We start from the raw sequence: 16,343 nt of genomic DNA, 5'->3' as shown, positions 1-16,343 counted from the left end.
TCGTTCAGAATCGAAACTAAAAAACAATGGAGACGTCTAAGAAATAAGAACAAACAACATATATTGGAAGGTGGTTTTGAATGAAGAACCTATTGTCAGGAATATTTATAGGAATTGCCCTGTCGTTATCCTCGGTCGCTTTTGCCGCGGATGCCATTCAGGCACTCTTATCCCCTGTCAAATTTGAATTTAATGGAGAACCCCGCGCGATGGACAGCGAATATGATACTTTGAACTATAAAGGGCACCTTTATGTTCCGGTTCGCTATGTGGCCGATAATTTGGGTGCAACTGTAGTGTACGATGAGAAGGAAGACAAGGTGCTCTTTCGAAGCGGAGAGTTAAACATACCCGATTCCGTGACAAAAGGCATTGCTGCAGGTAACCTCATTTTCACGAAGGAAGGAAAGCGGACCAAGATTACGGGCCAGCTGGTTTACGGCAGGACGGGTCAATATTTCTATGACTCTCACCGGCAAAAGTGGAATCAGTTGGAGGCGACTTTATATTTCTTCGGTAAAAAGGGAGAGATCATCGGAGCAGCCGATATCAAGGGCGATAAGTTCAGCAGCACGCCTCACAGCTTCGAAACCTATACGGACCAAGACATCAGCCAGTACGCTTACGTCCAGCTTTATACGTACAGTATCAATGGTTCCACAATATATGAGGTGCCTAATCTTTATAAAAAAGATATTCCAGTCCCAACCATATTGAAAACTGACTTTAATCATGTGTCCAAGATCGACATCCGATACGGAAACGGTATATTGCAAGTCGTAGAAGACCAAGAGTCTCTCCAAAAAATCACTTCCCTATTAAAAGATATGGTCGTTACAGAAGCTAGAAGCCAGGAGCTTCCTTCGGGTTATCTTTACTACCTGGATATTTATGACGGTGACAAGGTAGTAAGATTCAGCGCTACCTTAATCTTGAATCGTGCTAAATTTGTATCTCCTTCTTCACAAAAAGCAGAGCTTGATCGATTCATGGATAGTTTGTACCAACAAAAGACGGGGAACAAGCTTCTACCTGAGGGGAGCTGACCGTGATGTCTCGCATCTCAATGTATGTAAAATCCCCCTACACAAGTAATGCATTTGCCCCTTAACCCAAATGGTGGAATTGATACAATGAATAGGAGGTAAAAGAAATGATGAATTCAGACACTTGCTAACAAAACCTATGTAATGGAGGGGAAAGAAGCTGATGGAAGTAAAAAAGTTAATGGGGTGCTTTAAAGCCCGTACAGTTCTTCTCATGTTCCTGCTAGTGGCCGCGTTACCTTGTATGAATATCGTATCGGCTAATCAGCCTGCAGCCAAGGTTCCGGATGCCGATATGTATAAGCCCACACCTGTCCCGGATCGGATTATCCTGAACTGGAATGATGACCCCGCTACAACCCAAGCTGTAACTTGGCGTACAGATACCAGTGTCCTCACCCCCCAAGCCCAAATTGCTGTTGCTGAAGATGCAACCGTTTTCAAGGACAAGGCAATATCGGTTATGGCCAGCAGCAGCAGTGAAGTCCAGGGAAATCAGCCGTACACCGCACAATTCCATACGGTCAAATTCGAAAACCTTCTCCCGAAAACAAAATACCTTTACCGCGTGGGCGATGGCGCTAACTGGAGCGAATGGTTCGAGTTCGCCACAGCCTCTGACAAGGCTGAACCGTTTGCTTTCCTTTACCTTGGCGATGCTCAGCATGATCTTCTTGAGCATTGGTCCCGTGTGATCCGCAAAGCTTACTCCAACCACCCCGAGGCAAAATTCATTCTCCATGCCGGTGATTTGGTCGATCGGGGGGATGCGGATGAACAGTGGGGCGAATGGTTCAAGGCCGGCGGCTGGCTGAACGGTATGGTTCCCAGTATTATGACCCCCGGAAACCATGAATACGAGAAGATCGTACCCGGCGCGAAAAAAGGCCTCTCGCAGTACTGGCGTCCGCAATTTGCCCTGCCGGAGAACGGGCCTGCAGGTTTAGAGGAAACCGTCTACTATACAGACCATCAAGGCATGCGCATCATCTCTCTCAATACCAATACGAAGTTTGTGAAATTGGACGCGCAGGTAGCCTGGCTCGAACAAGTGCTGGCCAACAACCCGAATCAATGGACGGTCATGACGTTCCATCATCCGATCTTCGCTAACTCTCCCGATCGAGACAATGCGGAGGTCCGTGAAAAGCTGCTTCCTCTTATCGAAAAATATAATGTGGATTTAGTGCTTCAAGGCCATGATCACAGCTACGCACGCGGCCAGATCAGCAGCCTCCCGGCGGGAACGAACGATAAGAGTTCAAAGAGCGGCACCGTATTTGTCGTCTCTTTTGCCGGTACTCATATGAAGGAGCTTTCCGATAAAAATTGGAAAGACAATGGAGCTCAAGTGGATCACTCCATAGCGAACACTCAGCTGTACCAACTCATCCGAGTGGACGGAGATGTAATGAAATACGAATCATACACCGCCACGGGGAGCTTGTTTGACGGTTTCGAGATACATAAGACACCAAGCAGGGAAAAACAGATCCTTCCATTATTGTCCTCCCCGTGAAGCCTACAAAAATTCCCCGGCCGCCGCGAATGGCTTCCGGGGATTTCTCATTGCACGACTTAGCCTGGCTGGTCGGCCAGTACTTCTCCGGGCTTCATGGAATGGAGCCCTGCATATCCTTGCCCGCTTAGACGGCTGATCAGGGCGTCCGTGGCTGCTTGTCCTGCATGAACAAGCACCGTCCGCTTGGCAGGAACAGCATCCAGCATCGCCTTTACGTCAGGCATGCCTTGGTGTACCTTGTACCGAACAAAATGAATCCGGCTCCCGTCTACTCCCGGCTCTTCCCCGCTGAGCAGCCGCTGCCCCAGACTGCCACGGGCCAAATGCCCGGTCAATACGATACGGTAGCTTCCTCTTGCACGAAGCTCTTCATAGTACCATCGGCATTTGGCCGATTGCATCATGCCGTCGTTCGCGAACACGATCGTACCGACCCCGACACTGTCTGTGAGGGCTTGTGCACGCTCCGTCTCTAGCTCTACTACAAGCAGGCGTTCATCCGAGAGGCATCTTACAATGCGCTCTGCCGCATCTTCTTGCAGCCACTCCGGCCATTCCAGCATTTGTCTGAGGCCGTCCATAAGCTCCCGCTCAACCACGATCCTCGTCTGAGGGAACGTATCGAGCGCCCATAATAGCAGCTCCTGCCCTCTCCCATAGGTCGGCACCGGAAGCAGCACCGTCTCCTCCCGACCCAGCGCGGAACCGATGACTTCCTTCAATTGGTCCAGCTTTCGTTCCTGGGAATCCTCCTCAATTCCGTAAGCCGCTTCCACAATCGATAAATCGACAGCGGATTGCATAGGAGTGCCGTCGCCTGCCTGCTGCCCGCTTCTTCGGCTCCTCTCCCCATTGGCTCGTATGGTAAGGTCCGGCAGGCAAGGCATTTCCGCGGCCAGCAGAGCCGATTCGGACGTATAATCTCCCGAGAAGAAGACCAGGCTCCCTTCCAGATCCAGCAGCAGCCATAGGGATCCCGGCAGATGACCGCTTCTCCCCCAGCAGACGCTTAGCTTATCTGACAGGACGAGCCATTTGCCAGCGAGAGCAAACTCTTCCAGGAATCCATAGCGGATTTCCCGGATATGTCTCTCTTCGTATGGCAGCTCCCTGCCCTGCCCCGCCACATATCGCCTCCATGCATCGAAATAGGAGGGAAGCTGCCGCGAGGTCGCTCGTGTCGTCCATACGATTCCCTCATAGCCCAGCTTATAGAGCAGCGGCAAGGCCATGGAATGGTCTTCGTGGGCATGGGAAAGAAACACCGCATCCAATTCGGATACGGTCCGCTCCTCCAGCAGAGGGTATTCCCCTGCTCCTTCCTTCTTCACCCCGCAATCCAGCAACACGCGGGTTTGGCGGTGTTCAACGAGGTAGCAAGAACGTCCATGTTCCCCCGCACCGCCCCATACAGTTACTTGCATTAGTCCACACTCCACTTTTTGTTTGCACTTAACTTGTTAACGGCAAGGAGCAGCAGTGTCGTCAGACCGACGGAGACCACCGCCATCGCCATCCCGAGCGACACCTTGCCCTGTTCGAATTGGGAAAAAATATACGTTGCCGACGTTTCCATAGAAGGCGGCAAAATCATAAGCGATGCGACGAGCTCGCGAACCGAGATCGTGAAGGTCATCATCCAGCCGGCCAGCATCCCCGGAAGGATAAGCGGCAGCAGGATGCGGCGGAAAATATACGGCGCACTGCCGCCAAATACCCGCCCTGCCTGAACCAGCGAATCGTCCAGCTGAGCGAAATTCGCCTTGACATATTGAACCGTATACGGCAGGAAAAAGACGACATACGTCAGCACCACCATGCCGTAAGTGTTATACAGCGGAACCGGATTCCACGGCGCGTTCCACAGTAGAATCAGGCCGACCACAATGACGATACCCGGCACCGTATTGGGCAGCAGGCTGAACAAGTCGGTAAGCTTCTGGGGCCATGTCCGGACTCTGCCGACCATCAGGGCGAAATACGTTCCGAGAATGACGGAAATCGTCGCCGAAGTTATCGATAGGCTGACACTGTTCATCAGCGCCTGCATGCTCTTGGAGCCCCAGGTGAGAAGCTCCGCGTAATGCTGAAGCGTCAGGTTGCTCCAGGCAAGGCCAACGCCGCGCAGCTTCATCAAAGAGGCTGCAATAATGGAGAAGTACGGAATACCGATGGAGACCACTAGCAAGCCTGCTACGTAGAGCCACGCAAGAGTACGCACCCAGCCGTTCATCCGGTACAGCTTCCCTCGGGAGCCCTTGCCTCCAACCAGCGAGTAGGTGAATCTCCGGCTGATTACCGATTGCACATACCAGATGAGGAGGCATGTGGTTAACAAGATCGAAGCGAGCGACGTCGCTTTGCCGAAGTCGATCGGCCAACTGGAGATGTACTTGTGAATTTCCGATGTCAGCACGTAAAATCCGATCTTGCGGCCGAAGGTAGCTGGAGTGCCGAACTCCGCAATCGTCTTGACGAAAATCAGCAGCGCTCCCATCGCATAGCTGGACAACAGCAGCGGCAGCACGACGCGGCGAAAGCTGTACAGAAAGCCTCCTCCATGCACGCTGGCCGCTTCCTCCTTACTGCCGCCGATCTGTACAAGCGCATTGCGCAAAATCAAGTACAGAAACGGGAATAAGTGCAGGCTCATAATCGCGATCATTCCGAAGGTGCTGAAAAACATCGGCGTGATGTCAGAGGCCGCCGGCAGCAGCTGCTCCAGATAGCCGTTCGTCTGCATGAACAAAATCCAGCCCATCGAACCGATGTAAGGCGGTGTCATGAAAGGAATCAGCAGCACGATATCGAGCCAGGTATGGCGCTTCAAATCGGTTCTGGATAAGACCCACGCCAACGGCAGAGCTAGCACCGTCGTCCCTGCAACGACGCATAAGCCGAGCCAGACGGAATTCCAGAACACCTCGCCCAGCTCGTTGGCCAGAATGGTACGGACCGGTGCCGTCCAGTCCCATTGTTCACCGGAGTGAACGCTTGTCAAAAAGATGAAAAAAAGCGGGACGACCACCAGCAAAGCCAGGATCAGCAGCGCCAGTGTTATCCCCCATGTTTTGAAAGAACCCGTGTTTGTGCTGTGCATAGCCGCCTCTTATTTAAATAGCTGCGTAAATTTTTTCGTTACGGCGTCGCCATTGGTATCCATCCAAGCCCAGTCGACCTTCATTTGCGGAATTTGCTCCACACCGGGGCGGTCTTTAACCGGAACGTCTTTGCGGCCCGGCAGCAGGTACGTTTCGGCTACCATTTTTTGCGCCTCATCCGACAGCAAGTAGTCGATGAACGCTTTGGCGTTGTCCACGTTTTTGCTGGACTTGATGATCGCGGCAGGACGCGGGCTGATCACGGTACCGCTAGCCGGGTAGATCATGTCGATCGGCTCGCCCTTCGCTTTGGCTTGATACGTCATGTAATCGACGCCCGCAGCTACGATGCTTTTGGACCCGGTAATGACCGGATCCAGCGCCTCTTGGTTGGCCCCTGCCATCGCTGCGCCGTTTTTCTTGTACTGCTCAAGCAGATCCCAGCCGGAATCGCCCTTCATGCTCAAATAACCGGTGACAAAATCAAGTGCAGAGCCGGACAAGGCTGGATCAGGGATGTTCACTTTACCCTTCCACTCCTCCTTCGCCAGGTCCGCCCATTCCTTCGGAGGAGTTTTGACCAGCTTCGTGTTATAGCCGATACCAAGCGCCGATGCGCTGTATCCGAAGAAGTTGCCTTCCTTATCGGACCACTCGGGGATCAGCTTATCCGCATTTTTCGCTTCCTTGTATTCCAGGGTCAGGCCGCTCTTCTTCAAGCCTTGAGCCGATGGCAGAGATGCCAGTACGACGACGTCGACAACCGGATTTGCCTTTTCGGCCTCCATACGGGATAAAATTTTCCCTGTCGTGCCCTGGAACATTTCGATTTTCACGCCGGTTTTCGCTTCATAGCCCTTTTGAATGCTTTCGGCCAGCTCCTTGGGACCTGCGCTGTATACCACCAGCTTGCCGCTCAGCTTCTTCTCCTCTTTTTTCTCCTCGCTTTTCACCGTTTGCTGCGCAGACGGGTCGGCCTTGGGCGCCGCTCCGTTCGCTGCCGTCTGCTGCTGCGAGGTGCCGCAGCCTGATGCTCCGAATCCAACCACAGCCGCTAGTAAAAGAAGCGCCCCGCTCTTCCATCCGGTTCTCATTTTCATTGATATAAGCCTCCCCATTGGATTACAAAATGTGATGAATATGCCGTTGTGATACGTAAACGTCGATCGGCTGCCCGATCTGCAGTCGTACCTGATGGTACGCGGTCCATAAGCCCATTGCCCCCATGTCCAGCTGTACCTCATAGCGGTCGCCTAAATAGCTGACGCTGCGGATCGTGCCTGTAAAGGTTTCCTGCTCATGCTCCGCACCGTCACCTGACGGCTGCCAGAGAACGTGCTCCGGCCGAACCATCCGCTTGTCCTTCTCCAGCCAATTCGATTTGCCGATAAACTGCGCGACGAAAGGATGCGCCGGCAGTTTGTAAATTTGCTCCGGCTGGCCGCTCTGGAGAATGCGTCCTTCCTTCATTACGATAATCTCGTCGGACATGGACATCGCTTCCGTCTGATCATGCGTTACGTAGAGCGCCGTCAGCCCGATATCCCGCACAAGGCTGATCAGCTCCAGCCTCATCTCGTCGCGCAGCATCGCATCGAGCGCACTGAGCGGCTCGTCGAACAGGACGAGCTGCGGACGCGTCACGACTGCCCGGGCGAAGGCCACCCGCTGCTGCTGTCCCCCGGACAGCTGGTGCGGATAGCGCCCCTCCAATCCGCTTAGCCGGACCTTGTCGATGGCCTCCTGCACCTGCCGCTTCAAATCCTTCGTGCTGCCTTTGGCCCGCAGTCCGAAAGCGACGTTCTCGAACACCGTCATATGCGGCCATAGCGCGAAGTCCTGAAACACCATCCCGAAGCTTCTGCGGTGTGCGGGCTTATCGACCTTCCGATCGCTGGAGAACAAGCACTCGCCACCCACGAACAGCTCGCCGCGGTCTGGTGTCTCCAGACCCGCAATCATGCGCAGCAGCGTCGTTTTGCCGCAGCCTGACGGGCCTAGCAGCGTCGTAAAGCGGCCTTGTCGAATTCGCAGATCGGTCGGCTGCAGCGCCTGAACCTGATCGAACGATTTTTGTAAGCCTCGAATGATGACATCCATGAAATTCCCTTCCTATCTGTCAAGCTAACCTCAGTGTACAGGCCCAAATGCAGGGATGTATTATCTCTGCGTAAAGCTTCTGTTAAATTTATCAATGGGATCTATTCATTCCCATAGATTTTTTCTATACTGATTGCAGACTGATTAATAACCCAGAGGAAGGTGAGTCATGAATCTGCTGAAGCTGCAAATTGTCGAATTGTTGGAGAAGCATAAGAAGATTACTCCTGTTGCCGATGCGCTCGGCTTAAAGCAGCCGACCGTCACCTTTCACATGAAGAGCCTGGAGCAGGAGCTCGGCGTTCAGCTGTTCGAAGCCCGATCAGGCAAAATACTGCTGACCGAAGCCGGCCAATCGCTCTGCCACTATTCGGCCAAAATCAACTCGCTGGCTCAGGAGGCTGAGCGCGTCGTCAAGGAATACGACCAATTGGGCAGAGGCTCGTTACGTATCGGGGCCAGCTATGTGCCCGGTACATACATGCTGCCGCGAATCTTGAGCGGCTTCGCCAAAGCGTATCCGAGAATCAGCTTAACGCTGATGGTCAAGACCGCTCCGGTCATCAAGGAGATGCTGCTGAACCACGAGATTGATCTTGGCATTCTATCCTGCGAGCCTTTCCAAGCGCCTTACCTTGCCGCGCAGACCCTGTGTGAGGATGAGCTGGTGCTGATCGCTTCCCCGCAGCATCCCTTGGCAGAGAATATGGAGCTGGATGCCGAACAGCTGGGAAAAGTCCCGTTCCTGCTGCATAGTCCGGAATCGAGCACGCGGCAGCTGACCGTCAAATGGGCGGAGCATAACGGCATCGAGCTGAATGCGCATATGGAGCTCGATTCGCTGGAAGCTATCAAGCAGACGGTCATGCTTGGGGAGAGCGTCTCGTTCGTCTCCCGCCTGGCTGTTCGCAAGGAAGTAGAACGCGGGGAGCTGATCAGCCGTCCTATTCCCCAAAACGACTACAAAAGGTACGTATATTACGCGTACAATATCGACCGGCGGCAATCGGCCGTCCTGGATCAGTTCAAGGAGCATCTGTTCCGATCCGCCGCTATATAACCGGAATGCAACAGTGCGTTCACGCCTGATTCCAGCCCCACAAAGCTGGGCCAGGTTGAAAAACCACGCCTCCAATATATTCCGGCGGGATATGCTCCCCCCTCAAAGTGCTACAAGACAAAAAAGCGCCTACCCGGCCCTTCTCACACAGCGGTTAACACTGGGGATGAGAAGCTCCTGGGAAGGCGCATTTTATTATTCATTTAAGCGAGGAATCGTTTAACCGGCAGAAAGCCTGCCGGAAGCATCCAAATGTTCCTCCGCGCCTTGCACTGCCGCTGCCGCAGCCTTGTTCATCCGGTGGAACTCGGAGACATTGTCCAGAAACTTTTGCATGGTAGCCCCTAGCAAGGAATCGCGGCGGCGGATAAAGACGGTCGTAATCCGGCTGAACTGCTCAGGCAATGTGAAGCAGCGAAGCCCTCCGGCCGCTTCCAAATGCCTTATGGTCGATTTTGGAACCAGGGATATGCCGAGCCCTGAACTGACCATAGCCAGAATCGTTTCAAGCGTCCCGAATTCCATAATTTTGGCGGGTGCTACGCCCTGCTGGCCGAGCCACTGCACCAGCCTTGCTCGATACCCGCAGCCTGCGCGGAAGACAAGCAGCGGCTTATCCAGACACTGCTCCAAAGAGCTGAAGGCTTCGTCCTTTTTGGCAATCAAGACGAGGTCTTCTTCAATCAGGTAGTCCTGCTCCATCTCCGCATGCTGAATCGGTCCTGTCACGAACGCCCCGTCCAGCTGATACTGCAGCACCTCGTTCATCAAATGCTCCGTAACGCCTGTCACCAGCGACAAGTCAACCCGGGGATACTGCTTGCAATACGCGGATAAGAGAGCCGGCAGGCTGGATACGGTTTCTACGGTGCCAATGAGCAGCGGACCTGACGGGTCCTCCTGATCATGGAAGGCCTGCTTCATATCGTCCATCAGCTTCAATATTTTTTGCGTATATTCGAGCAGCTTTCGTCCGTCCGCATTCAGCGCTACGCCTTTGCGGTGTCTGCTGAACAGCGTCGTTCCGAGCTCATGCTCGAGCTGCTGGATTCTTGCCGTCACATTGGACTGCACGTAGCTCAGCTCCTTGGCCGCCTTGCTGACGCTGCCTTGCTCTGCAACCGTTTGGAATATTTTCAAATCGTTAATGTCCACTTCCTGCCAGGCTCCTCTCTTTTTCCTTTTATAATATCAATAATAATGATGTTTATAATCATTTTCAATCATTTTACATGATATGTTTTTGGGAATAAGATAGACATCGTGTGAATCGATATTTACAGGAAGAAAGTAGGATATGGACCGATGAGAAAAGACCACATCATTAAGGGGATTTTGATGTGCTTGCTGGCAAGCGTTGCCTGGGGTGCGATGTTTCCGGTAGCGGAAAGCGCGTTTACCCACCTGGATCCTTTTTATTTTTCCGTTATTCGTTATTCCGCCGTCTCCGTTATTTTGGTGGTTCTGCTTTGGATCAAAGAAGGCAGAAAGGCGCTAAGCTTCGGCGGCCGTGCCAAATCGCTGTGGATGTTCGGAACGATGGCTTTTACGGTATATAATCTGCTCGTATTTTGGGGGCAAAATCAACTGGGAACCTCCGGTGTCATTCTCGCCTCCGTCATGGAAGCTCTCATGCCTATGCTTTCCGTCCTGCTTCTCTGGATATTCAAGCAGCGGAAGCCGGAGCCGCCGACGATCATCTGTATCGCGGTCGCTTTGATCGGATGCTTCATGGTCATTACCAAAGGGGATATGAGCGCGTTTTTCGTTCAAGACAGCATATTTCCTGTTCTGCTCGTGCTTCTCGGCGTCATCGGCTGGGTCGTCTACACGATCGGCGGCAGCCAATTCAAGGATTGGTCGGTGCTTCGCTATTCCACGCTAACCTGCGTACTGGGTACAGCAACGTCGGCGGCCATCGTTCTGCTCTTAACGGCACTCGGCATTTTGCACGCTCCAACCTTCCATATGGTATATTCCGCTGGCTTCGAGCTCAGCTTCATGATTCTAATCGCTGGTCTGTTCGCGCTCATCAGCTGGAATACGGGCATTAAGCTGCTATCTCCGGTGAACGGTATCCTGTTCATTAACTTTGTCCCTGTCACAACCTTTATTATCACGGTTCTTCAAGGTCATGCAATGACCGTTTATGATATCAGCGGCACTCTGCTTATCATTGCCGCTCTCGTCAGCAACAACCTGTACCAGCGCCGGCGCGGCAGTCTCGCCGCAGCAGGAGCCGCTCATTAACAACGTACTCAAACTAGCCGTCTACGAAAGCGAGATTCAGCCGTCGTAGACGGCTTGGTCTGTAGAAAAACCTGTAAAGCTTGAAAAATGGCATTGGTACCTCAGTAGGGTATCCCCCTCCGGCCGCTGTTGTTCTCAGGAAATGTTGATTATATTCGTTATATAGCGGTGATTTCCCGAGAACAAAGGCGGACACTATCGCTCCTACAAAGGATACCCCACCTACCACATTTCGCATTTTTCTATATGAATGGGTTTTTCAACAACCTGCCGCCGTCGTGACGGCTTTTTTCGTTCGCGTAATGCCATTGACAATTGTCAATGATTTCCTTAAGATAAAGTTAGTTATCTGGATAACTCACTAATAAAGGAGGCTCTAACCTAATGGCCAAACCGAATGTCGTATCCAAGGAAGAGCTTGTGCAGTCCGCTCAGCGCTGCATCGTAGAGAAAGGCTTTGATAAAACCACCTTGAAGGCGGTGGCCGATAATGCCAACGTAACCCAAGGGACCGTCTTTTATCATTTCAAAACGAAGGAGCAGCTCTTCGTCGAGGTCGTCAAGCATATGTGCAAGGCGTCGTGGAAGTCGATGAAGGAAGCGGCCGGCACGGGTCCGGCCACCACGCCGGCCGAGTTGCTCGAAGCCGCGAAGGAGCGGTGCAGCTACGATTCCTTTTACCATCAGCTGTTCTTCTCTTCCCTTGCTGCCGGGCTGCAAAACGATTCGATCCGCGAACAGCTAAGCCAGCTGATCGGACAGGAAAATGCTCACCTTACGGAGCTGCTGTCCGCCCGATGGCACCAGTCGCCGATACCGGGCATCTCCTTGGATGGGTGGGGGATCCTGCTCAATGCGCTGATCGACGGGCTGGCAGTTCAGGCTTTATTATCTAAGGACTTTCCCGCAGACCGCATTTACACGGAGCTGGAACAGCTTCTGCTCGCTCTGCAGGAACGAAATCAGACCGAATAAGACTGGAGGGAATCTGCATGTTCCGTAATTATGTCCTATGGGGTATTGTACTGTGGCTCGGCGCCACGCTTCTGTTTCGCTACTTAGGGCATCTGCTGCTGGGTACGTGGATGTCCTGGGTTCTTTTTGCTGCGGCGGTCCCGCTCATTTACATGTGTACCGCTCTGATATACCGATGGAGAAACGTTCCGGCCTCAGACTGCCTCCTCTGCTCCTGCTGCATCGCGCTTCCGGGCATGCTGCTCGATATAGCGAGCCTGCTCCTTCCTGGACAGGTGTTCCCCGCCATTCCCGAGGAACGCATACCGGTTCTTGCCGCATGGCTATTGTGGGCCTACAGCCTGATTGTTCTATTCGGCTTCCCATGGCGGAATGCTCTCTCGGCTGGACGCAGGTCTATTCAATAGGGAGCGCTCGTATCCGAATCAGCTTGCTTCCTCTTTCGTTGAATGACACAAAAAGCTGCCTCCCGCAGAAGCGGAGAGACAGCTTTTTCTTGCTTAGGACAGCCTACAAGCCGTCGCTTATTTGGAGCTGTTATAGCGATCGTAGACGCCTTGATATATTTTCATCATTTTATCGAGTCCCATGTCGTTAAGCTTTTTCACGTAATCGTCCCACTCTTTATCGATGCCGCCGGACATCATCCACTTCGCGCTCATTTTGCCGACATAGCCGTCGATATCCGTTAAGTACCGTGAGATTTGGTCGCTTTCCTCCGCGGTAAAGTACGTTTTCGGGAAGCCGTTGTTCACAAGGGACGGAGCATACACGTTATCCACGTCGACTTTACTGCGTTTGCCGCTAGGGGTGACGACTTTCATTTCGTTCACTTTATTCGTCAAAGCCCACACCGAGTATGCGGTAGGCGGAACCTTCTTGAACTCATCCTCATTGGCGCCGGCAGGAAGCGTAATCTCTTCGTATTTGCCGTCCGGACGCTCCTTCAGGCTGTCTCCGCCTATGACGCCGCTGCTGAATTGCAGCGAAATTTTCGGATCAAACGAGTAGTCGATCCAGCGGATCGTCGCTTCCGGGTTTTTGTTCACGTTGGTAATCGAGAAGGAGCCTCTGAGCAGAATCCCGGCAGGATAATCGGCCCACGCGGCCTTTTGTCCGTTCGGTCCTTTCAGCGGAGGAACCGATACGTAATCCTGATTGCTCGGATTCCAGTCCATAGCGACGCCTACGATGCCTTTGCTTGTCTTGGCGTTGAACACCTTGGCATCCTGGGTGAAGCTCTCCTGATCTGCCAAGCCCTCGGCGAACAGCTTGTTAACGAACTGGATCGCTTCCTTATACTGCGGCTGTACCGCCGTATACATCACCTTGTTGTTCTCCACGTACAAGTGGTTATGACCGACCTTGTGAATATCGCGGTCAATTACGCCGAACGCTCCGAAGAGGGCGTTGATATCCGTGTTGCTGCCGTTGTTCTGTACAAAGGAAAGCGGAATTTGGTCCTTCTTGTTATTGCCGCCCAGATCGTTCTCCTTAAACGCCTTCAAGGTCGTGTACAGCTCATCGATCGTTGTCGGCATCGGCAGCTTCAATTCGTCCAGCCACTTCTTATTAATGAACATCGTCGACTTCGTTCTCGGATACGTCTCGTTAATCGTCGGCAGCGAATATATATGGCCGTCCGGCGCCGTCAGCTGCTTTTTGTAAGCAGGATTTTCATCCAGCAGCTTTTTGATATTCGGGGCGTATTTGTCGATCAGCCCATCCAGCGGGATAAGAATGCCTTGCGATCCGTACTTGACGATATCGGTGTCCTCGCTCAGGATGCCATGTCCGTAAAAAGCGTCAGGCAGCTCGCCGCCGGCGAACAGCAGGTTCTTCTTATCCGCCCAGCTGCTGCCCGGGGTCAAGTTCCAGTTGATGTGAATGTTCGTTTTGGCCTCGATATCCTGGAACAGCTTGTAATCGTTCAAGTCTTTGCCTGAAGGCGGCTTGAAGCCCGCGAAGTTCAGGGTCAGCTTCTCCTTGGCGATCGGGAAATCGGTTGCATTAATGTTGCCCGGCAGCTCGCCGGTCTTCTTCTCATCTCCGCCCGCGGCGCCGCTCTTGTCTCCTCCGCAGCCCGTCAAACCTAGTGCAAGCGATAGCGTTAAGGCGGTTGCTGCAATCGGCCATTTGTTCTTGTTCATCGACATCGTCCCCCTCATGTTCTTCCCATGGTTATATTCAGCAGCGGTTGCCCGCGGTTTACCCTTTTAATGAACCTACCAATGCCCCTTTTACGAAAAACCGTTGAAGGAACGGATACAGGATAAGCACCGGCAAGCTGGATACGATAATGATCGCGTATTTCATAAGCTCCAACCGCTTCTGCTGCTCCTGCGAGCCGTCCTGCAGGTTTTGCAAATCGGAGCCTTCGTTCATGATCAGAATGTTTCTTAGTATCACCTGAAGCGGCTGCATCGCATTGCTCTTCAAATAGATGAGCGCCTGAAAATACGAATTCCAATGTCCTACCGCGTAGAACAGCACCATGACGGCACAAATCGGAAGCGCTAAGGGAATCGCTATTTTCAAGAAAAATTTCATATTCGTACAGCCGTCGATCATGGCGGATTCCAGTACCTCACCCGGAATGTTCGACTGGAAGAATGTCCGTGTAATGATCACATTGAAGACGGATACGGCGTTCGGAATGACCATCGCCCATACCGTGTTCAGCATCCCCAGGTCTTTGATCAACAAGTAGGTCGGGATCAAGCCGCCGCCGAAGAACATCGTAAAGACAAGCAGGAACATGAACACGTTTCTCCCAACCAGATCGGTTCTGGAGAGCGCATAGCCGGCCGAAATCGTCAATACGACATTAATCGACGTCCCTAATACAGTATACAGCAGCGAATTGCGAAACCCGAGCCAAATGGACGGTTCAGTCAGCACCTTTTTATAGCCGTCCCAGGTCAAGTGATCGGGGAAAAACAGCAGCTTGCCCGAGTAAATCAGATCCGGGTCGGTGACCGAGGCCATGACGACGAAATAGAGCGGATAAATGACCAGAATCAGTAAAATGGTTATTAACGAATAATTGACCAAGTCGAATGCGACATCGCCTTTTGTTTTTGGAAGCTTCATCCTGTCACCCCTTTACCATAGGCTCGTCTGTTTAAGCGATTTCGCGATTTTGTTGACTGTAATTAATAGAATAAAGTTAATCACGGTATTAAATAGCCCGATCGCCGAGGCGTAGCTGTACTGAGCCTGCACCAGACCCGCCTTGTACACATAAGTCTGAATCGTCTCGGAAGCGTCGACATTCAACGAGTTTTGCATCAAATATACCTTTTCGAACCCGACGCTCATCATATGCCCCATATTCATGATCAGCATAATAATAACGGTAGGCATGATGGACGGAACGTCGATGTGAAGCACGCGCTGCAGCTTGGTTGCTCCATCCACCACCGCCGCCTCGTGCAAGTCCGGGTTGACCGCCGTCAGTGCGGCCAGGTAGATGATGGTTCCCCAGCCTACGCTTTGCCACACGCCGGAAAAGACGAAGACCGATTTGAACCAGGCCGCTTCCCCCATAAAGAAGATCGGCTTGATTCCGAACATGCCCAGAAACGTATTAACCGCTCCTGTTTTCGGAGAAAGCAGCAAGGAGACAATTCCTACGACAACCACCGTCGAAATAAAATGAGGCGCATAAGTAACCGTTTGCACGACTTTCTTAAAACGTTCGCTGGTCAGCTGATTGATCATCAGCGCCAATAGAATCGGTGCCGGAAAAGCAACCAGCAGCTCGTATACGCTGATCCCGATCGTATTTTTGATAATGGTGCCGAATTGATACGATTCAAAAAATCGGGTGAAGTTATCGAAGCCTACCCATGGACTTCCGCTGTAGCCTTTGATGGGATTGAAGTTCTGGAACGCTATCTGCAATCCGTACATCGGTACGTAATGAAAAATAATAAAGTATGCAAGTGTCGGCAGCAGCAGCAGGTATAAATCATAGTTGATTATGATGCTGCGGAGTTTTTTGGCTGCTTGTGACTTGGACCGGCTCTCTCCTTTTATTATACCCGGCTGCACTGTATCGGTTTGTTGCGCCATCCTGATCGTTCACCTCCATGTTGTCTATGCCATGCATGTAATCGCTTTTATAGGTTTATTTAACACCGGTCCGGTCCTCTCTGTATATAAGCGAGATCTGCCCACGCACTATGCGAAACTTGATCTGGCGAGGGTTTCAGGGGCCAATAGGTCAAAATGTACCTGCACATATGCCGATTTTGCATGCGTTTACAACAAAGAAGCCCCGCCGC

The 16,343-nt window shown here is 52.3% G+C and carries 14 protein-coding genes; 6 read left to right on the top strand and 8 right to left on the bottom strand.

Annotated features, from left to right (window positions below; all coding sequences use genetic code 11):
• Positions 1-80: 80 nt before the first annotated feature.
• Complete coding sequence (locus ABEA66_RS25805) at positions 81-1,046, top strand: stalk domain-containing protein (protein WP_345592072.1); 966 nt, start codon at positions 81-83, stop codon at positions 1,044-1,046.
• Positions 1,047-1,209: 163 nt separating this feature from the next.
• The gene (locus ABEA66_RS25800) at positions 1,210-2,565 is read left to right on the top strand and encodes a purple acid phosphatase family protein (protein ID WP_345592070.1); all 1,356 of its coding nucleotides are present in this window, start codon (positions 1,210-1,212) and stop codon (positions 2,563-2,565) included.
• Between the two features lie 59 nt (positions 2,566-2,624).
• Here ABEA66_RS25800 and ABEA66_RS25795 read toward each other — a convergent pair whose 3' ends face one another.
• From ABEA66_RS25795 to ABEA66_RS25780, 4 genes are read right to left on the bottom strand one after another with little or no spacing between them, the layout of a single operon-like run.
• Complete coding sequence (locus ABEA66_RS25795) at positions 2,625-3,992, bottom strand: MBL fold metallo-hydrolase (protein ID WP_345592068.1); 1,368 nt, start codon at positions 3,990-3,992, stop codon at positions 2,625-2,627.
• Positions 3,992-5,668: an ABC transporter permease gene (locus ABEA66_RS25790; protein ID WP_345592066.1), complete on the bottom strand. Its 1,677-nt coding sequence runs from the start codon at positions 5,666-5,668 to the stop codon at positions 3,992-3,994. The genes ABEA66_RS25795 and ABEA66_RS25790 overlap by 1 nt, the downstream gene beginning before the upstream one ends.
• Positions 5,669-5,677: 9 nt before the next feature.
• The gene (locus tag ABEA66_RS25785; RefSeq protein ID WP_345592064.1) at positions 5,678-6,769 is read right to left on the bottom strand and encodes an ABC transporter substrate-binding protein; all 1,092 of its coding nucleotides are present in this window, start codon (positions 6,767-6,769) and stop codon (positions 5,678-5,680) included.
• Between the two features lie 22 nt (positions 6,770-6,791).
• On the bottom strand, positions 6,792-7,769 hold the full coding sequence (locus ABEA66_RS25780; protein ID WP_345592062.1) for an ABC transporter ATP-binding protein: 978 nt from the start codon (positions 7,767-7,769) through the stop codon (positions 6,792-6,794).
• 169 nt (positions 7,770-7,938) lie between these two features.
• Between ABEA66_RS25780 and ABEA66_RS25775 the strand changes: the two genes are divergently transcribed.
• Entirely contained in the window at positions 7,939-8,829 is an 891-nt protein-coding gene (locus ABEA66_RS25775) for a LysR substrate-binding domain-containing protein (RefSeq protein WP_345592060.1), read from the top strand.
• Between the two features lie 219 nt (positions 8,830-9,048).
• Here the strand turns inward: ABEA66_RS25775 and ABEA66_RS25770 are convergent, their stop codons facing one another.
• Positions 9,049-9,984: a LysR family transcriptional regulator gene (locus ABEA66_RS25770; RefSeq protein ID WP_345592058.1), complete on the bottom strand. Its 936-nt coding sequence runs from the start codon at positions 9,982-9,984 to the stop codon at positions 9,049-9,051.
• A gap of 150 nt (positions 9,985-10,134) precedes the next feature.
• On the opposite strand from ABEA66_RS25770, the gene ABEA66_RS25765 reads away from it, so the two are divergent.
• The 3 genes from ABEA66_RS25765 (at position 10,135) to ABEA66_RS25755 (ending at position 12,461) form a co-directional block, all read left to right on the top strand.
• Positions 10,135-11,079, top strand: coding sequence for a DMT family transporter (locus tag ABEA66_RS25765; RefSeq protein WP_345592056.1), 945 nt, complete (start codon positions 10,135-10,137; stop codon positions 11,077-11,079).
• Between the two features lie 384 nt (positions 11,080-11,463).
• Positions 11,464-12,054, top strand: coding sequence for a TetR/AcrR family transcriptional regulator (locus ABEA66_RS25760; protein ID WP_345592054.1), 591 nt, complete (start codon positions 11,464-11,466; stop codon positions 12,052-12,054).
• 17 nt (positions 12,055-12,071) lie between these two features.
• Positions 12,072-12,461, top strand: a complete 390-nt coding sequence (locus ABEA66_RS25755; protein WP_345592052.1) for a DUF5367 family protein — start codon at positions 12,072-12,074, stop codon at positions 12,459-12,461.
• A 117-nt stretch (positions 12,462-12,578) separates the two neighbouring features.
• On the opposite strand, the gene ABEA66_RS25750 is transcribed toward ABEA66_RS25755, so the two are convergent.
• The 3 genes from ABEA66_RS25750 to ABEA66_RS25740 are packed head-to-tail and all read right to left on the bottom strand — an operon-like array spanning position 12,579 to position 16,131.
• Positions 12,579-14,204 carry a type 2 periplasmic-binding domain-containing protein gene (locus ABEA66_RS25750; RefSeq protein ID WP_345592049.1) on the bottom strand — a complete coding sequence of 542 codons (1,626 nt, stop codon included), beginning with the start codon at positions 14,202-14,204 and terminating at the stop codon, positions 12,579-12,581.
• A gap of 58 nt (positions 14,205-14,262) precedes the next feature.
• Complete coding sequence (locus ABEA66_RS25745) at positions 14,263-15,147, bottom strand: carbohydrate ABC transporter permease (protein ID WP_079913730.1); 885 nt, start codon at positions 15,145-15,147, stop codon at positions 14,263-14,265.
• Positions 15,148-15,159: 12 nt separating this feature from the next.
• Positions 15,160-16,131 (bottom strand): ABC transporter permease, encoded by a 972-nt coding sequence (locus ABEA66_RS25740; RefSeq protein WP_345592046.1) that lies wholly within the window; start codon positions 16,129-16,131, stop codon positions 15,160-15,162.
• Positions 16,132-16,343: the final 212 nt, after the last annotated feature.

This window comes from Paenibacillus vulneris, assembly GCF_039543185.1.
Taxonomy (GTDB): Bacteria; Bacillota; Bacilli; order Paenibacillales; family NBRC-103111; genus Paenibacillus_S; species Paenibacillus_S vulneris.
The sequence above is the reverse complement of the archived record's forward strand: the minus strand, read 5'-3'. Positions and strand labels throughout refer to the sequence as shown.

Coding starts and splice junctions, on each gene's coding strand:
- ABEA66_RS25780 (WP_345592062.1), bottom strand. CDS start 7,769: ATGGATGTCATCATTCGAGGCTTACAAAAATCGTTCGATCAGGTTCAG.
- ABEA66_RS25800 (WP_345592070.1), top strand. CDS start 1,210: ATGGAAGTAAAAAAGTTAATGGGGTGCTTTAAAGCCCGTACAGTTCTT.
- ABEA66_RS25790 (WP_345592066.1), bottom strand. CDS start 5,668: ATGCACAGCACAAACACGGGTTCTTTCAAAACATGGGGGATAACACTG.
- ABEA66_RS25740 (WP_345592046.1), bottom strand. CDS start 16,131: ATGGCGCAACAAACCGATACAGTGCAGCCGGGTATAATAAAAGGAGAG.
- ABEA66_RS25775 (WP_345592060.1), top strand. CDS start 7,939: ATGAATCTGCTGAAGCTGCAAATTGTCGAATTGTTGGAGAAGCATAAG.
- ABEA66_RS25760 (WP_345592054.1), top strand. CDS start 11,464: ATGGCCAAACCGAATGTCGTATCCAAGGAAGAGCTTGTGCAGTCCGCT.
- ABEA66_RS25750 (WP_345592049.1), bottom strand. CDS start 14,204: ATGAACAAGAACAAATGGCCGATTGCAGCAACCGCCTTAACGCTATCG.
- ABEA66_RS25795 (WP_345592068.1), bottom strand. CDS start 3,992: ATGCAAGTAACTGTATGGGGCGGTGCGGGGGAACATGGACGTTCTTGC.
- ABEA66_RS25805 (WP_345592072.1), top strand. CDS start 81: ATGAAGAACCTATTGTCAGGAATATTTATAGGAATTGCCCTGTCGTTA.
- ABEA66_RS25765 (WP_345592056.1), top strand. CDS start 10,135: ATGAGAAAAGACCACATCATTAAGGGGATTTTGATGTGCTTGCTGGCA.
- ABEA66_RS25745 (WP_079913730.1), bottom strand. CDS start 15,147: ATGAAGCTTCCAAAAACAAAAGGCGATGTCGCATTCGACTTGGTCAAT.
- ABEA66_RS25755 (WP_345592052.1), top strand. CDS start 12,072: ATGTTCCGTAATTATGTCCTATGGGGTATTGTACTGTGGCTCGGCGCC.
- ABEA66_RS25785 (WP_345592064.1), bottom strand. CDS start 6,769: ATGAAAATGAGAACCGGATGGAAGAGCGGGGCGCTTCTTTTACTAGCG.